The organism is Amantichitinum ursilacus (assembly GCF_001294205.1).
Lineage (GTDB): Bacteria > Pseudomonadota > Gammaproteobacteria > Burkholderiales > Chitinibacteraceae > Amantichitinum > Amantichitinum ursilacus.
Genome location: NZ_LAQT01000028.1, coordinates 1 through 17921, shown reverse-complemented (window position 1 = coordinate 17921; position 17921 = coordinate 1). Strand labels below are relative to the sequence as shown.

The following is a 17921-nucleotide window of genomic DNA, read 5'->3' as shown; positions in this document are numbered from 1 at the left end:
CCCGCCAGCCCGCATAAAGCCTCAACAAGGCGGGCTGGCACAGCATTTGCTCCAGACAAACAAGTCTGGCGCAACGGCGTGCCAGATCGGCAAGACCCTTGCACTAGCGCAACACCCGATTTACCGGACAACGGCGTCCCTTCCTCACCTCGCGGTGACGGAACGGACGCCGTTTTTGTTTTTACGCCCCCGAGAAACATCGCACTCACTGCCACGGAGTACTCACTATGGACCGTAGTTTCTGGCGTTCCGGCCACACCCCCACCTTGCTGGCGGCATTTTTGTATTTCGATCTCAGTTTTATGGTCTGGTATCTGCTTGGACCGCTGCAGGTGCAGATTGCCAGCAGCCTGCACCTGAACACACAACAACGTGGCCTGATGGTCGCCACCCCCATCCTGGCGGGCGCGATTCTGCGCGTGGTGATGGGCGTATTGAGTGATCGCATCGGCGCCCGGCGCACCGGATTGCTGGGCCAGCTGATCGTCATCGGCGCTTTGCTGGCGGCGTGGCAACTGGGCATTAACAGCATGGGCGCGGCGCTGTTGCTGGGCTTGTTTCTCGGCGTAGCCGGGGCGTCGTTTGCCGTGGCCTTGCCGCTGGCGTCGCGCTGGTATCCCAGCCAGCATCAGGGCACGGCCATGGGCATTGCCGGCGCGGGTAACTCCGGCACGGTGCTGGCGGCGCTGTTTGCCCCGGTTTTGGCCGCGGCGTTTGGCTGGCAGAGCGTGTTTGGCTTTGCCTGCATCCCCTTGCTGCTGGTGCTGGGCTATTTCTGGGGCTTTGCCAAAGAAGCACCGACGCACAGCAAACCCAAAGCCTTCAAAGACTACGCGGCCATGCTGGGCCACAAGGATGCGTGGTGGTTCATGTTCTTTTACTCGCTCACCTTTGGCGGCTTCTCCGGCTTTGCCAGCGCGCTGCCCGGCTTTTTTCATGATCAGTTCGGCTTTGATCCCAAACTGGCCGGATATTGCACCGCCGCCTGCGTGTTTGCCGGTTCGGCCATGCGCCCGGTAGGCGGGTTGGTGGCGGATCGCGTTGGCGGCACGCGCTCACTGCTGACTGTCTATGCCGCGGTCACGCTGTTGATCGCGGCTGCCGGTTTCAACATGGGCGGACAGTATGGCGTGGTGGCGCTGTTTATCGGCGCGATGCTGTGCCTGGGCGCCGGCAATGGCGCGGTATTCCAGTTGGTGCCGCAACGCTTTGGCGCGGAGATCGGCGTAATGACGGGTCTGATCGGCATGGCCGGTGGCGTCGGCGGCTTTGCCCTGACCGCCAGCCTGGGCGCCATCAAACAAGGCACCGGCAGTTATGCCACGGGCCTGTGGCTGTTTGCCTGCCTGACCGCACTAGGCTGGCTCAGCCTGAGCAACGTCAAGGCACGCTGGCGCAGTGGCTGGACCATGGCCAGTGCCCGCGTTTGATACGCCCATCCCCGAGGTAAACATCGTATGAGCAAACCCAAATTAGTCGTGATCGGTAACGGCATGGCCGGGATCCGCACGCTGGAAGAATTGTTGCAACTCGCGCCTGACCAGTACGACATCACCGTCTTCGGCGCCGAGCCCCACCCCAACTACAACCGGATTCTGCTGTCGCCGGTGCTGGCTGGTGAGCAAGCGTTTGACGACATTATCCTGAACCCCTTGAGCTGGTACGCCGACCACGGCATTACGCTGCATCTGGGCAAAACGGTAACGCAGATTGATCGCCGTAACCGCGTCGTGCGTGCCGCCGATGGCACGGAGGCGGCTTATGACCGCCTGTTGCTGGCCACCGGTTCCAGCCCGTTTATCCTGCCGGTGCCGGGCAAGGATTTGCGTGGCGTCATCAGCTACCGCGACATCTTCGACACCGAAACCATGATAGCCACGGCCCAGCTTAAACAACACGCGGTGGTCATCGGCGGAGGATTGTTGGGGCTGGAAGCCGCCAACGGCCTCAAGCTGCGTGGCATGAGCGTGACGGTGGTGCATCTGGGCGACTGGCTGCTGGACAAGCAACTCGACATCCCCGCCGGCAAGCTGTTGCAAGCCTCGCTGGAACAACGCGGCCTGCAGTTTTTGCTGGCGCACCAGACCGCCGAGATCGCCGGCAATGCTGCGGGTGAAGCGGTGGCCGTGCGCTTCAAGAACGGGACCGAAATCCCGGCTGATCTGGTGGTTATGGCGGTGGGCATCCGCCCCAACCAAGCGTTGGCCGAGAGCGCGGGCCTGTATTGCAATCGCGGCATTGTGGTCAGCGACGCCTTGCAAACCTTCGACCCGCGCATTTATGCCGTGGGCGAATGCGTAAACCATCGCGGCACCGCGTATGGCCTGGTGGCGCCTTTGTTCGAGATGGCCAAAGTCTGCGCCAACCATCTGGCCCATCTCGGCATCGGCCAATACAAAGGCTCGGTGTTATCCACCAAGCTCAAGGTCACCGGCATCGATCTGTTCAGCGCCGGTGATTTTATGGGCTGCGCCGACAGCGAAGACATCGTGTTGTCGGATCCGGCCGGCGGGGTTTACAAAAAGCTGGTGATCAAGGACGACCAACTGGTCGGCGCCTGTCTGTATGGCGACACCACCGACGGCGCATGGTATTTCAAATTGCTGAAGGAAGGCCGCAAGATCAACGACTTGCGTGACCATCTGATGTTTGGCGAGTCATCCATCGGCGACGCGGGCACCCAAGGCCAGAACCGCGCCATGGCCATGCAGGACAGCGACGAAGTCTGCGGCTGCAATGGGGTATGCAAAGGCAATATCGTCAAGGCGATCAAGGACAAAGGCTTGTTCACGGTTGATGACGTCAAGAAACACACCAAGGCCGCCAGCTCTTGCGGTTCGTGTACCGGCCTGGTGGAGCAGATCTTGATGAATACGCTCGGCTCCAGCTTCCAGGAAACGCCCAAGACCAAAGCGGTGTGCGGTTGCACCGACCACAACCATGGCGACGTGCGCAGAGTGATCCGCGAGCACCACTTGCTGACGCATCAGGCGGTCTACCAGTTTATGGAGTGGCGCACCCCCAATGGCTGCGCCACCTGCCGCCCCGCGATCAACTATTACCTGCTGTCGACCTGGCCCAAAGAAGCCATTGATGATCCGCAAAGCCGTTTTATCAACGAACGCGCACACGCCAATATTCAGAAAGACGGCACCTTTTCGGTGATTCCGCAAATGAAAGGCGGCGTCACCAATGCCTCGGAACTACGCCGGATTGCCGATGTGGCCGACAAATATGCCATCCCTATGGTCAAGGTCACCGGCGGCCAGCGTATCGATTTACTCGGCGTTAAAAAAGAAGACCTGGTCAACGTCTGGGCCGACCTCGGCATGCAGTCCGGTCATGCCTATGGCAAATCCATACGCACCGTCAAAACCTGCGTCGGTAGTGAGTTCTGCCGTTTTGGCACACAAAACAGCACGCAGATGGGCATAGACCTGGAAACCATGCTCGCCAATATGTGGAGCCCACACAAAGTAAAGCTGGCGGTGTCGGGCTGCCCGCGCAACTGCGCGGAATCCGGCATCAAGGACGTCGGGATTATCGCGGTGGATAGCGGCTGGGAGCTGTATGTGGGCGGCAACGGCGGCATCAAGACCGAGGTGGCGCAGTTTCTGTGCAAGGTCAAAACGGCGGAAGAGGTCAAGGAATACAGCGGCGCATTTTTGCAGTTGTATCGCGAGGAAGCCTATTACCTCGACCGCACCGTGCATTACATCGCGCGCGTGGGCCTGGATTACATCAAAGCGCGGGTGGTCGATGACTCCGCCAACCGCAAAGCCCTGCACGAACGCTTGTTGTTCTCACTGGAAGGCTTGCGCGATCCATGGGCGGAACGCATCGCGGGCAAACAAAAACACGAATTCATTCCTCTGAAGGTGCTGGCATGAATGCAATCACCACGCCCAACTGGGTACAGATCTGCGCGCTGGACGACATTCCGCCGCTGGGTAGCCGCGTGTTGCAACGCGAGAGCGGCAATGTGGCGATATTCCGCACCGCTGACGACAGCGTGTTTGCCCTGCTCGACCGTTGCCCGCACAAGGGCGGGCCGCTGAGCCAGGGCATCGTCCATGGCGCGGCGGTGACCTGCCCCTTACACAGCTGGAATATCGACCTTGCCAGCGGCGAGGCGCGCGCAACCGACGTCGGCTGTGCGCGCCGGTTTGCGGCCAAGGTAGAAGCCGGCCTTGTGTTTGTGGCTTTGCATTGACTGACCACGCGGGAGCGCATGCGATGAACCAGCCCCTAACCCCACCCCCGATCACGCAGACGCGTTCGACCTGCTGTTATTGCGGCGTTGGCTGCGGCGTGCTGATCGACAGTGATGGCACGCGCATCACCGGCATACAGGGCGACCCGGACCACCCCGCCAACCGTGGTCGCTTGTGTACCAAAGGCCTGACCTTACCGCTCACCGCGCAACAACAGACCGGCCGCGCGCTCTACCCGGAACTGCGGCTCAACCGGCACATGCCGCGGCAACGGGTGGATTGGGATACTGCACTCGATACGGTGGCGCAGCGCTTTGCCGACATCATCCAGCGCCATGGGCCGGATGCGGTGGCCTTGTATGTGTCCGGCCAGTTGCTGACCGAGGATTACTACGTTTTTAACAAGCTGGCCAAAGGCCTGATCGGCACCAACAACATCGATACCAATTCGCGCCTGTGCATGTCGAGCGCGGTGGCGGCATACAAGCTGGCACTGGGCGCGGACGGCCCGCCCACTTGCTATGACGATCTGGAACTGGCCGATTGCGTGCTGTTTGCCGGATCGAACATGGCCTGGGCGCACCCGGTGCTGTATCGGCGGCTGGAGGCGGCCAAAGCTGCCGACGCCCAGATCAAATGGATCGTGGTCGACCCGCGTCGCACCGATACCGCTGCCCAAGCCGATCTGCATCTGCAAATCCAGCCCGGCACGGATGTGGCCTTGTTCAATGGCATGCTGCATCACCTGATCTGGGAAGGACTGATCGACCCGGCCTATATCGATGCGCATACCGCCGGGTTTGCCGAACTCAAACGACTGGTGCGCGACTACACCCCGCGCATGGCCGCCGAAATTTGCGGAGTACTCGAAGCCGACCTGATTACGGCCGCCGAATGGATGGGCCGCAGCAGTGCCGCGCTGTCCCTGTATTGCATGGGGCTGAACCAATCGGCGCACGGCACCGATAAAAACCTGGCGCTGATCAATCTGCATCTGGCCACGGGCCAGATCGGCAAACCGGGCGCGGGGCCGTTTTCACTGACCGGCCAACCGAACGCCATGGGCGGCCGTGAGGTCGGTGGCATGGCCAATATGCTGGCGGCGCATCGTGATATCACCAATGCAGAGCATCGCGCCGAAGTCGCCGCGCTGTGGGGCATCGCCCCAGCGCAGCTCTCGCCCAACCCCGGCCTTCCCGCCGTGGCGTTGTTCGAAGCGGTGCGGGCTGGACAGATCAAGGCCATCTGGGTGGTCTGTACCAATCCAGTCCATTCCATGCCCGATATCGATAAAGTGCGCGCCGCCTTGCAACAAGCCGAGTTTGTGGTGGTGCAAGAGGCCTACGGCAATACCGACACCGTGCCGTTTGCCGACGTGTTGCTACCCGCCACCAGCTGGGGCGAAAAATCCGGCACGGTCACCAATTCCGAACGCCGCATCTCGCGCGTGCGCCCCGCCATCGCCGCGCCGGGCGAAGCGCGGGCAGATTGGCAGATCGCTGACGCCGTGGCGCAACGCCTGCAAAATTTGCTGCCGTCACGCCCGCAAGGTCTGTTCGGTTTTGCCGATGCGGAAACCATATTCAATGAACACCGCAGCCTGACAACAGACCGCGATCTGGACATCAGTGGGCTGGATTATCCGCTGCTGGAGCAACTTGGCCCGCAACAATGGCCTTGGCCCAGTGGCGCAAGCGGCGGTCAGGCGCGGCGCTACAGCGACGGCGTATTTGCCACCGCCGATGGCCGCGCGCGCTTTCATGCCACGCCCTACCGGCCGGTGGCCGAGCCGACCAATTCGCGCTATCCCTTCCATTTGTTGACAGGCCGCCTGCGCGACCAATGGCACGGCATGAGCCGCACCGGGCGCGTGCCGGCGTTATGGGCACATACGCCGCAAGCCACGCTAAGCATGCATCCGATGGATGCCGAACGCCGTGGGCTGCAGGCCGGGCAACTGGTCAAAATCAGCAGCAAACGCGGCCAGCTGATCTTGCCGCTGGCGTTTAGTGACGAGGTCACCACCGGCACGGTGTTTGCGGCGATGCACTGGAACGCACAGTTTCTACACTGCGGCGGCATCAACGAAACCACGCTGGGCTCAGTCGACCCCCAATCGGCTCAACCCGAACTAAAACACGCCGCCGTGCGCATCGAAGCCGCCAACCTGCCCTGGCGTGTCACCGCCGCCCGCCGCGGCAACGTGCTGGCGCTGCACGCCGCGCTGCAACCGCTATTGGCGGAATGCGCCTATGCCGCCATCAGCATGGCGGGCGATGACGTCATCCAGCTCACAGCCGCCGCCACCCAACCGCCCGCCGGCTGGCTGGAGCGCTTGTTTGATGCACTCGATCTACATCCGGGCGCTGACGTCCTCGAATACCGTGACGCACGCCGCGGCTTGCTCAAACGCGCCGCGTGGCACGACGGCACCCTGGCCGGCCTGATCTGGGCCGGCGATGTCACCGGGGCGGACGGACTGGTGCAGCAACTGGTGCAAGCACAAGCATGGCAAGGCCCGCGCATCAAAGTATTCAACAGTCAGGCAGGCGCGGTCGCCGACCGCGTGGTGTGCAATTGCAAGCAAGTCAAAGAATCCGCCATCCGCCAGCTGAGCGCGCAAGGTGCCGATCTGGCCCGGCTCAAAAACGACCTCGGCTGCGGCACCGTCTGCGGCTCCTGCGTCCCCGAAATCAAACGCATGTGCGCCACTCCGGCGCTGGCCTGATCCCTGGAGTACACCATGAAACACGGCAAAGTCATCTTGATGGGCGCTGGACCCGGCGATCTGGATTTGTTAACGCTCAAAGCGGTGAAGGCACTGGCGGGGGCCGACATTCTGCTGCTGGACGATCTGGCCAATCCCGACATCGTCAGCCTGGCGCCACAAGCGCGCGTGATCCGCGTGGGCAAGCGCGGCGGCTGTAAATCCACGCCACAGGACTTTATCCAGCGCCTGATGCGACGTTACGCATGGCAAGGCCTGAATGTGCTGCGCGTGAAAGGCGGCGAGGCGCTGCTGTTTGGTCGCGCTGGCGAAGAAATGGCCTGGCTGAAAACCCACGGCATTGCGGTCGAAGTCATCAATGGCATCAGCGCCGGCCTGGCCGCCGCGGCGAGCTTGGGCATGTCTCTGACGCATCGTGAGCATTGTCGCGGCGTAACGTTCGTGACCGCGCATGCGCAAGACCATAGCGAACCGGACTGGCAAACCCTGGCCGCAAGCGGCACCACCTTGGTGATTTATATGGGCATGAGCAGAATTGACACGCTAACCCAGGCATTGCTGCAGCACCTCCCCGCATCAACCCCCAGCGCCATTGTGCAGTGGGCGAGTACCCCGCAAGAACGGCGCCTGGTATGCCGGCTGAATGGATTGGCACAGAAGGCAACTGCGGCAGGGTTTGGCAGCCCGGGGATTATTCTGGTGGGGGATGCAGTGGGCGAAGCGGATGCAGATGGCGCCACCTCGGCCAGTGCCGAAAACGAAAGCATGACCGTCGACGCTGCACGCGTTGATGCGGATGGCTTGCTCAACGGTATGTTGCGCCTGGCTTGAATGCCGGAGGTGCAAATTGGCTGGGGAGGGAGAAGAGTGGCGCCAGGATTCTGTGATTCCTGTGCTCTTGCTCGCGGCGTTCATGATCCGTCACGCCGGGCCTGTTAACGATTGTTTTCATAGTATTGATCCAGGCTTGAGCCCTTCTCTATCCAATTAAAAATTCGTGATCATTCCAACACAACAGATCATCGACAAATTCATTAGTCAAAAAACAGGAGAAACCGAAAGCTCATCGATAATGATCGCGACATCTTTCATTGATTCAAGCTAAGATGCGAAATATCTAACCTTTTTTCTGGATATCTACATCATCCGCCGACCAAACCAAGTGCAATATATCTTCCGGGACGAATTTCTCAACTGAAAGCATTCGCGTTGCGTACATATTAATCATATTATTCCCGAAGTTATTGAGTGGTGAGTCGGTGATTATTGTTTTTCCTGTCTTGGAATTGTTCAGCAAACCCTAACGGCGCCAAGGAGTAAATTCAAGTACTCCGATCATGCTTTGCAGCTTCGAGCATGTTCGCGAACTGGCTCCGGTCGGAGCTTTCATGATTTCAAATTGCTCGCGTTCATTTGGGGATCGGTTCAATCGTTAGACGGCAAACCGGGCACTCCAGCTCTGCGCCTTCTTGAAAGAGTCGCAGTGCTTCGAGGCCGGATGCGCTTATTGCTGATATTCGGGTGATGGTTAACCTCCAAATGGGTATTTACCCTGTGTCGTATGTGGACAGAGGTACTGGATATTTTTATTTCTTGAAATCGGCGCAACGGACAATATGCATGCTGGCATCACCGATCGGCGTCTTATCTTTATTGCCGTCCGGGTTTTTTCTGCTCCCGTAAGTGGCGCATATGCTCCCGTATTTTTCCAAGTATCTCTCCGTCATCGGCGATGACTAAAAAGTGCTTTTGACTCGTAGGGCAGACTAGACCGTGCAAGGGAATTCCAGGCTTCCACCCTGCCGGTATCGTTTCTATCTTCTGTATGCAAATCGAGCATTCTAATTCGCTCCCTTCCTGTGTTAGTCGTAGGGCCTCAAGTCCACTGATACCTGCGGTCGACGTTCGAGTCATTGCGAACCTTCAAATGGGGTTTTTCCTTACGGCAAATGAGGGTAAAGGCTTTGGACTTGTCCCCAGATTTCATAGCGAGTTTCAATGGAAGGCCGTACCCCCAAGCATGCCGACCCTCCTCTGAAGTCGGAGCCGGCATAGCCTCAAATATAGCCCGGTAGTCGCACGCTTGATGAGGAAGAATCTCTGGTGGAAATTCCGCCTCAACACCATCGTTTCCTTTGATATCTAGTTTGATGATGTGCATAGCTGCAGAATCACTAGCCTAGACTAATAAAACGTGGATATAAGGAGCTTCAGGGGAGAAATTAAAATCCTTGTTTCTATATGGGATTTTCTGAAGAAATAAACCATCTTCCAGTTAATACCGGTGATCATCCAAAACAGCTTCGGGGCTTGGATCAGGAATGGCTTTACTGAAAGGGGGGCATCCTTCAAACGCCAGGCATCTTTTTACTAAAGGCGAGTTGAGCATTTTTGCCATTAAATATCCTGTCGCCTCCAATTTTCAATACTGACCACGCTGCACCACCTAAGACGCACTGTAGGCCTCTATCAGCAAACGAAAGCGCTTGCCATGTTAAATGATAGGCATTACGGCACATCCTCATCAATTAGATTCTGATCTTCGTAACAAGTAATGCCGAACGGCAATTCAAGTCTGGATAGTCTAAGTAGTATTTCCGGGGATAATTCAAAATTGCATTGATTTTTGTATGCGACGGTGATGTATATGATTTTTTTGTCTAATTCGACGTCAATCTCGTTTATTTTTTCTATAAAATCAAGCACTCTTAGCAGATCTCCTGTTAGGTGAAAGCTTGATTTTGGAAAGGGTTTGAATTTGTAACGCCCTCTACTGCCCAGCGCACCTTTTTTCCGGATATTTACATCATCCCCAGACTGAACTAAGTGCAATATATCTTCGGGAACGAACTTCTCACCCGAAAGCATTAGGGTTGCGTACATATTAATCATATTATTTCCTGTAGTTATCGAGTGGTATGTCAGTGATTATTGTCTTTCCTGTCTTAGGGTTTTTCAAGACGATATTTCCGTCCTTTGTGATTCCTATGTCTGGATTGTCAGCGCCTATTTTCCTCATTTCTGGGTCGAGATCCTCTTTAATGTCCTGCTTCACATTCTTATGAAAATCGTCGGCCGTCGTTCCTAGCTGGCGCGCAAGTTCCTCTTTAGAGGGGAACTTGACATTCAGAATCGCGGGATCAGTCAACACCGGCCCGTTGTTCGGGGTCGCAATAATCCCGTTTCCTACTGAAGTCTGCCCCGGATTCGCAAGAATCGTAGCCCCATTCTGCCCCGTCGCATTATTAACCAGTACGCCCTTGTTCTTGTCCGTCACCGGAACATTCTGCCCCGGTGGGCTGGTATTCCCCGGGTCATGAGCAGGTTGCACCAAGGCGTTTGTATACGCCTCAAGGTAAGCTCGCGCCATTGCGGGCAGGTTGAATTGCGACATGATCGACTGGACGGTCACATCGGTCGAGAAGCTCTTGGACAGCAGCGCGATGATGCCGGACTGCATGGCGTTGATTTGCTGGCTCAGGCCCGGTGTGGCAGGCAGAGTCAGCCTCGGCGCCCCGGTGCCGTCCAGGCCGTCAGAGCCTTTCACAAGATCAAGCCAGGTCTGTTGCGCCTGGATCGCGCCCGAGACAATACCTGCGCCGGTCGGACCGGGGATCGCGACCGCGTTATTCTCGGATTCCGTGCGCGCTGCCGTGCTGGCGGCGACGGTGCCCGAGCCCATGCCCGACGCTGCCGCAATGCCCGTGATCAGGGTCTGGACCGTGTTGATGCGATCTTCTTTTTCGGCGGGCGAGAGTGTGGTTGCATCGACGTTGTTGGCGATGTCGAGCAGCTTGTTCAACAGCACGCTGGACGAAGCGCCCAGCGCACCTGCTGAACAACTCTGGCTGGTTGCCGCCGCGCCTGCGCAACCGACGATGCCTTGCAATGCGGCGCGTGCCGTATCGTCATGCAACTGGTCGGCGATACCTTTGACCTGATTGGTGGCAAGGCTCTGCAGATAGTTGATGGCGCCGTTCTGGACCAGCGCAGCGGAACTGCCGGTCACGTTGCCCGCCAACGCGGCGGTCAATGCGCCCACGATCTGGCGTTCTGTGCCGTCAGGTCCCCACGCTTTTTGTAGCGCTGCGGAATCAGCCAGCAAGCTGGCGCGTTCTTCCAGCGTAAGCGGTTTGCCATCTGTGCTCTTCGCGTCGGGGTCGAGGCCTTGGTTTTTTTTCTGCTCAGCCTCCGCAATACGATTGCCGACGTAGGTGTTCGTCTCGTTGATCAGCGACTTCGCCACCGTAAACCCGGCTTCGATCTGGGTCTTGTCGAAGATGGGTTTCAGTGCGCCGGTGGTGTCTTTGTCGGTCGAGGCGGTGGTGTCGAGTGACGCCAGCGTTTCGGCGGCCGTCATGCCGGTTTTGGCCAGTTGCCCCGCTTCGTCGGTGATGGTCAGGCTGCCCGCGCTGATCCCGCTGCGGGTAATGCTGCCGCTGTCCCCACTGGCCGCCATCACGATCGGCGTACCCGTCGAGAAGCCGCTCTTGTTGCCGCTGCCCGGCACCTTGGTACCGGCGGATGCCACATCGCCGTTCTGGTCTTTACCGACACCGCCATTGTTCGAACTAGAAGAGCCGCTACCGCCATCTCCCTGCGACAGCGACTTCATCCCGCCGCCGCCCTGGCTGTAGCCGCCGCCAATCCCGACGCTGGTTGCGCTGTAATGCGCGTGGTTCTCGATATCGGAGTAGGTGAGGGTGCCGGTCGTAAATGAATTCGCCTTGCTGTCGATGGCCGCCTGGCTGCTTTCGATAACGCCGCCTTTCAGGTCGGTATTGCCCTTCACATTCACCTGGAAGCCGCCATCGCCCGCCTTGATGCCCGATTGTTCGGTCACGCTGGCGTAGTCGCTGTTCATCTTCTGCTGGCTGGCGTTGGCACTGGCGCTGAAGCCATAGCCGACGGTCACGCTACCGCTGACCTGCTGGTCCTTGCTGTCGTACTTGTGCGTGTCCTGCAGGCTTTCAATATTCAGGTTGCCGCCGACATCGGCGACGACCTGGTTGCCGCTGACCACGGCGCCCTTGATGTTGGCGTCGCCGCCGGAATCAATGCCGACCGTCTTGCCGGCGCTGATGTGGCTGTTGGTCCAGCTCTGGTCGGTGCCGTCGCTGCCGCCGCGGCCGACGGCGGCGTTGGCAGTAACGCCAAAGGCGGCGCCATTTTTGCCGTAGCTAAGGGTCACGCCGACGCCGGCGCTCTGGTTGCGGCTGTCGCTGTGCTGTTCGTTGGTGTTACTGGCCGCCAGCAGATTGACGCTGCCATCAGCTTTGAGCAGCACATTGCCGCCGCCCTTAATGTCACTGTCCTGCACGGTCAGCTTGCTGTCCGCGCCTGCGCCGGTGGCCTTGATGATGACGTCACCGCCTGCGGCCACTTTTGAGCCTGCGGCAGTGCTGCCGCTTTGCGTGGTTTTGCTCTCGCTTTTCGATTGGCCATAAGCAATAGAGACATTAATGCCGCCCGCATTGCCCGGGTCGGCTTTTACCGCGTCGTAACTGTTAATGGCAGCCAGTGCGGTGGCCGCACCGGCCAGGGTTTGCACGCGTGCGTTGCCGCTTTGTTTGGCCGCGCCTGCCATTTGCTGTGCGGTCTGCGCAGCGGCGAGCACCGGGTTATTGATCGCGACGGTCAGACCTGATTGTTTGAATTCCGTTTGCTGGCTGGCTTTGCTGGCTTCGCGCGCTGCGCCGATATCGACTTTTCGGGCATAAATACCTATGTCGCCTTGGGGCGCGAGTACATTGCCCCCTTCTTGCCGATATGCGTTGCCCCCGCTGATGATCACGTCGCCGTGGCTGGCGCCGACCATCGAAGCATTGGCGGCTTGCTCGGCGCTCGTCCCGTCCACGTTTTGTGTTTGCTTGCCATAAGTCAGGCTCAGACCGCCGTTGCTGAAAAAGCCGGAGCGCCTGGTTTTGCTGGTGTGCTGCTCGGAAGAGCTGTCGATACTGCTGACGATATTGACGTCATGGCCCGCGCGTATGGTTGTGCCGTTATCCGACACCGCATTGCTGCCCGTGATGTTCAGGTCATTGCCCGCCCGCAGATCCAGCGTGTCGCCATTGAAGGTGGTGCCGCTCTGGGTGGTGCGGTCAAGGGCGTCGTAATGGGTGGTTGAACCCTTGGAAAAGCGCATGCGCTCTTTGATTTTGGAGCCGGTATCAAACTGCGTGGTGTTTTCGGCCGCACCCAGATTGATATCGTGCCCGGCGGTCGCTTGCAGCTGGCCCTTGCTGCTGCTGACTTCCGCAGCGCGGGCGTTGATATCGTGGCCCGCGCGCAGCTGCAGATCGCCGTGCCCGCTAACCGTGCTACCCAAGGCTTGGGTATCACTCTGGTTGCGCCAGGCGTCGGGGCTATAGCGTGCGCTGTGACTGCTGCCAGTGGTCTGCGCGTTCAGATTCAAATCGTGACCGGCGCTGATCAAGGTCTGGCCACCTGCTCCCCGGTTCGCGATCTGGCCCGCCAGCAGGGCAACGTCGCGGCCCGCGCTGGCGACCTGCGTCGCGCTGCCTTGGACATTGCTGCCGCTACGCATGGTGGTGGTGATATTGATATCGCGCCCCGCCATCACGCCCAGCTGGTTGGCCGCATCGATCATGCCACCCAGGTTGTTAAGGTCATTGGCTGCGCGCACGCCCACACGGTCGGCTGAAATGCGGCCGTTCAGGTTCTGCACATTCTGAGCAGTCAGCGTCAGCACATCGCGGCCTGCGATGGTGCCGGAATTCATCACGTCGGCGCTGGCAGTCAGATTGACGTTATTGCCGCCAATCAGCGCGCCGTTGCCATCAATGTCACCTTGTTTGACGCGCACATACACCTGCGGCACCAGCGCCCTCGTAATGCTGCCATCGGGCAACGTCACGTCTTGCGTCACCAGCCACACCACGTCTGCGGTTAGTTGCGCAATTTGCGCCGGCGATAGCGCAATACCGGGCGCCAGGTTCCAGCTTTTGGCCATGGCGACGCCATTGTTCAGCAGCGCCTGGTATTGCGCCTGGTCGTCGTTATAGCCGTCCAGGAAGCGGCGACCTGTTAGCTGGGCGATCTGCTCGCGCACCAGTTTCTGTTCATAAAAGCCATCACCCAGCCGTTTTTGAGTGAGTGCCGGGTCGTACTGCAGTTGCTGCAGCAAATAATCGGATGACAGCCAGGTTTTGTAACTGGCGAAACGCGGGTCAGTTTCGATCAGGTAGCCGCGTTGGCCTTGCGGATTGAGTCTGAACAAGGCGTTGTCCGGCACCTTGGTGTCGGGGCCGATGGTGCGTATCACCGTTGGTGTACCGGGCGCGGCACTGGGGATTTCAGTGGCGGACGTGCGCGTTGCTGCGGCACTGGCGCGATCTTGCACAGTTACCGTGCCGACACCGGCCACTGCGGCGGCGGCCGGGGCGGTGGTTTGCACGGCCGGTTGGCCCGCGGCGGAAATTACCGCGTGTTCTTGCTGTTGCCATGCCACCAACGGGACGTCGCTGATAATGGCGGGCGGCGCGTAATGCAGCGCGGGGTCGCGCACCTGGTCGTCGTCTTTGGGCAGCACAAAGCGATAAAAATGCTGCTCAGTCCCGTCATCCACGATAATTTTATGGCCGAGCGTGGCGTTGTTGTGCACGCTGCCGACGGTGCCTTCCAGCGTGTTACCGGCCAGCAAACGGCTTTGGTTGTTCTGCAACGAGGCGGTATTCAGCTTGATATTACCGCCAGCGCTGATTACGCCGGGGTCACTCCCCAGAATGCGGTCTTCAGAAACACTCCGGATAAACAGATACTGAATGAAGTCGTCATAATTACCCGTGCTTTTTTTGATGCAGGGCTCACCACAGTTGATCGGGTGAATGATGTCTACCTGATCGTGTTTTTTATAAACCTCACTGACGTCGTAGCGCCGGGGATCGACGCGGATCAGGTATTCCTCGTGCGCAGACACATCCACGACCACCGGCGCGATGTCCAGGTGCAGGTTGTCGTTGATGATGCCGCCCGCAGCCAGCCTTAGGTTGCCCATGGCCTGGATTTGCGCGCTGCCGTTATAGATGTCGCGGGCCTGTCCGGTGGCATGGCCGGCCGCACTCAGCGCGCCGCCGATATCGAGATTGCCGTCGGCGAAGATCAACGCGTGGTCCCGGTTGATCAGGCTACCCACGCCCAGATCCATGCTGCTGCGCGCGGCGATGACGGCGGCGGCCTCAGCCTCGGCCTGGTTGACCAGCGCATCCGCGCCCAGTGCGATATGGTCGCCATAGATACGACCCGCGCCGATATTGTCGATGCGTACGGCGTTAACGCGCACCGCCCCGCCATCGATCAGCCCACGGTTGCTCAGCGCACCCTGCACATCGAGGGTATTTTGCGCACCATCCAGTTCGCCGCTGTACTGGTTATCAAGGCTGGCGGCCCGTATATGCAGCGCCTTGCCCGCGCTAACGCTACCGCTGTTTCTCAGGCGCCCCGTCACGCGCAAATCAACGTTATGTTGCACGCTTACAGTGCCGTCGCTGACAAAGTCCTGCATTAAATCAAGCACAAGATCACCATTGCTGGCCAGCGTGCCGGCACCCGCCAGACTGGCGCTGCGGATGTCGATGCGTTGCGCGGCCACCATCGAGCCGCCCGCGTTCGCGATGGTCAGCTGCACGCTGCCGCTATCGCGATCGGCGATGAACAGATGTTGGCCCGACAAGACGCCAGAGCGGTTATCCAGCACACCGTGGCTGGCGATATCAAGGTCAGTGTCGGCATAGATTGCGCCCGACTGATTGTCGATCTGGTCGGCGACGATCTGGATGGCGCGTGCCTGTATGCCCTGGTCTTTGCCCCGTGTTTCGTGGTTGCGCAACGCTGCGGCCGTCAGGCGCAAAGTGCCGCCTGCGTTGATCAGGCCGCCGCCGCTGTTATCGATGTGGCCGTCGCGGGCGGCAAGGTCGAGGTCGGCCGCTGCCTGCAGCTGGCCGCCCTGGTTATCGATCTGGTCCGCGCCGAGGTGCAAGGCGCCGTTGGCGCTCACGGTGCCGCCAGCGCGATTATCGAGGGCGGTTGCATGGATGGTGGCGATCTGTTCGGCCCCGACAAAACCGGCTTGATTATCTAGCCAGCCCGTGTTTAAGGTCAGCGCGGCGCGGCTGATGATGCCGCGTTCAGTGCCTGATTGCTGGTTGATCAGCGCTTGGCCTTGCGTGTCGATGTTTAACGCCTGGTCTGCCTGGATCAGGCCCGTTGTGTTATCGAGTGCACCACTGTGTAGATCAAGCCTGCCGCGCGCACCCAGCGTGCCGCCACGGTTATCCAGCATATGCGTGGCTGCGCTGCGCACAGCCAGATCACGGCCGATAATCTGGCCATTCTGGTTGTTAAGCGTCGTGGCCTGCAGCGCGATGTTTTGCGCGGCATTGATCTGGCCCGCACCGTTGTCGATCTCCGCGACGCTGTCGAGGTGGATGCCTGCCCGCACCGAACCGATACGGCCAGCCCCGTTATCAAGGCTGCCCACAGTCAAGCCCAGTGCGCCATTGGCCGCGACCACGCCAGCGTTGTTATCCAGCAAGCCTTGCACCCGCAGTTGGGTGGTATCGGCGGCGGTAATCTGGCCATTCTGGTTTTGCAGGCTACCGCTGGTTAGCACCAGCTGGCCGGCGGTATTGATCAGTCCGTGCGGGTTACCCAATGCATCAAGCGCAGAAATAGCCATGGTGCCCTGACCACTTTGCACGATCTTGCCGTTGGCGTTGCTCAGGCTGGCGGCGTTGATGGCGATCTGGTCCGCGCCGGTCTGGCCGCCGGATATGTCGATCTGACCGCCGTGCAGATTCAGCGCATGGGCGCTCAGGATGCTGCCGCCCTGGCCATTCAGCGTTTGTGCGCTCACATCCAGCGTGCCGCTGCCGCTGTGTTCGAGGCGGCCATTCTGGTTGCTCAGCGTGGCGGCCTGCACGGTCAGATTGGTGCTGTTGCTGCCGATGCGGCCTTGCGTGTTGTCGATATCGCCGGCGGTGGTCAGCGTCAGGTCGCTGCTGCCGGTTTGCAGCAGCTGGCCGCTGACGTTGGACAGGTCATGCGCGCTCAGCGTCAATTGCGGCGCGTTGACGGTGGCGGCGTCGGTGCGCAGCAAACCGCTGCTGCGGGCTTGCAGTTGCGCGGTGGCGGCCAGCGTGGCCCCCGTGGCGTTCAGATCACCGTTTTGCGCTTGCAGATTCAGCGTTTGCGCGCCGGTCTGGCTGTGGCTCAGGTCCAGCTTGCTGCCGCTCAAGGCGACGGCGGAGCCCGCCAGGTTCTGCCCTTGTGCGGTCAGCGCGCCGCTGGCGGATACCGTGAGGACGCCATCACCGGCCAGCGTGCCATCGCTGTTCAAACCGGCCGCCAGCACCGATCCGCTTTGGCTGTTGACCTGGGCGGCGGTCAAGGTGGTGTTGCCGCGCGCGGCCAGCGTGCCGCTGTTATTCAGCGTGCCGGCCGTGCTCAGGCGAGTTTCGGCTTGCGCGTACACACTGCCGTTGTTGACCACGCCCGCGTGGGTGTCGGTCTGGATATTGCCGCTGGCGCTGATGTGGCCCGCGTTTTCCAGACGGCCGTCGGCGGTAACGATGACATCGCCCGCGCTGGCCCCGATCGTGCCCAGGTTGCGCACGCCCACCCCGGCCTCGGTGCCCACCAGCGTGATCTTGCCGGCGTACATGCCGCCCAGCGCGGCGGTGTCGATGCCGTACACGGGTGCGCTGCCGCTGGCGACGGTGGTGGTGACGGTTGATTGATCCAGGCTGACGTCGTTCGCACCCGTCGTCACCTTCAGCGTATTGGCCCACAGCCCGGCGTTGACCTGCACCGCGCGCGCGATCAGATCGGTGTAATCGGCCTGGCTGCTGTCCATGCCCGCGCCCGAGATGTCGATCACGCCGCGTTGCACTCTAAAGCCATCCAGATTGCCGTTGTTCATCAACGCCGTGCCCGTGGTCAGCGTCACGCGGTTGACGTTT

At 60.0% G+C, this 17921-nt stretch carries 7 protein-coding genes; 5 read left to right on the top strand and 2 right to left on the bottom strand.

All coding sequences use genetic code 11. From position 1 onward, the window contains the following. Positions 1 to 227: 227 nt before the first annotated feature. The 5 genes from WG78_RS16710 to cobA are packed head-to-tail and all read left to right on the top strand — an operon-like array spanning position 228 to position 7773. Entirely contained in the window at positions 228 to 1430 is a 1203-nt protein-coding gene (locus WG78_RS16710) for a nitrate/nitrite transporter (RefSeq protein ID WP_053938983.1), read from the top strand. Positions 1431 to 1457: 27 nt separating this feature from the next. Beyond that, the gene (nirB, locus tag WG78_RS16705; RefSeq protein ID WP_053938982.1) at positions 1458 to 3890 is read left to right on the top strand and encodes a nitrite reductase large subunit NirB; all 2433 of its coding nucleotides are present in this window, start codon (positions 1458 to 1460) and stop codon (positions 3888 to 3890) included. Beyond that, entirely contained in the window at positions 3887 to 4213 is a 327-nt protein-coding gene (gene nirD / locus WG78_RS16700; RefSeq protein WP_053938981.1) for a nitrite reductase small subunit NirD, read from the top strand. Before nirB ends, nirD begins: the two co-directional genes overlap by 4 nt. 23 nt (positions 4214 to 4236) lie before the next feature. After that, a complete protein-coding gene (locus WG78_RS16695; RefSeq protein WP_053938980.1) occupies positions 4237 to 6942 on the top strand; it encodes a nitrate reductase in 2706 nt (901 codons plus the stop codon). Positions 6943 to 6957: 15 nt separating this feature from the next. Beyond that, entirely contained in the window at positions 6958 to 7773 is an 816-nt protein-coding gene (gene cobA, locus WG78_RS16690) for a uroporphyrinogen-III C-methyltransferase (protein ID WP_083459263.1), read from the top strand. A 1677-nt stretch (positions 7774 to 9450) separates the two neighbouring features. Here cobA and WG78_RS16680 read toward each other — a convergent pair. Further along, positions 9451 to 9834: a hypothetical protein gene (locus WG78_RS16680; RefSeq protein ID WP_053938978.1), complete on the bottom strand. Its 384-nt coding sequence runs from the start codon at positions 9832 to 9834 to the stop codon at positions 9451 to 9453. A gap of 1 nt (position 9835) precedes the next feature. Continuing rightward, entirely contained in the window at positions 9836 to 17908 is an 8073-nt protein-coding gene (locus tag WG78_RS16675) for a hemagglutinin repeat-containing protein (RefSeq protein WP_236692065.1), read from the bottom strand. Positions 17909 to 17921 lie beyond the last annotated feature (13 nt).